Genomic DNA, 635 nt, shown 5'->3' on the forward strand with positions numbered 1-635 from the left:
AACGTAAAAGGGCATCTACCTCCTTCTTTCAAACACAACTTACAGGATATTAGTGAGCATAACCCGTTTACTGGTGAAATGAAGGTGTATAGCCAACGAACAGGAATGCGCTTAAGCTTTTCCAAAGGCATTCCCAAAAAAGTTCAACAGAGGATTCGTAACGTTTTTCCGCATCAGGGCTTCAAAGCAAACAAAGGCAAGAAGCGCGCTTAATTACATATCAGTTACTTCATCATGTTAAATGGGACGCAATGTGGCGTCCCATTTTCGTATCTACAGAAAAATTACTTATCATCGAACAATCAACAACATAAACGGACCAAAACGATGAGATACGTTGTAACTTTAATGATACTGATCTTTGCAAGTACTTCAGTTTTTGCTGACGATTCAGAAACGAACCTGTTGGCTAAAAAGATTAAGACTAAGCTTCAAAAGAAAGTAGACAATAAGTTTGATGGCTACCAAGGGTATTGTGACGTCATGATAGAAATGGAGCACAAAAGTAAAAACGCAGTAATAAAAAGAGTAACAGGCAGTGGTGACCAAAAAGTGTGTAGGTACGTTAAGTCCAACTTGAAGAAAGGAAAACGCTATCGTTACAAATACCCCGAAAAGTACATTCGCCTCCATAT

General features: G+C 38.6%; 2 protein-coding genes. Both read left to right on the top strand.

Annotation, left to right across the window (positions count from 1 at the left end; translation table 11 throughout):
- On the top strand, positions 1-213 hold a 213-nt coding region (locus IQR33_RS35990), incomplete at its 5' end, for a DUF3634 family protein (protein WP_193844094.1).
- A 114-nt stretch (positions 214-327) separates the two neighbouring features.
- A partial coding sequence (locus IQR33_RS35995; RefSeq protein WP_193844095.1) for a hypothetical protein occupies positions 328-635 on the top strand: 308 nt, incomplete at its 3' end.

Source organism: Vibrio sp. OPT46 (assembly GCF_015163535.1).
GTDB classification, from domain to species: domain Bacteria; phylum Pseudomonadota; class Gammaproteobacteria; order Enterobacterales; family Vibrionaceae; genus Vibrio; species Vibrio alginolyticus.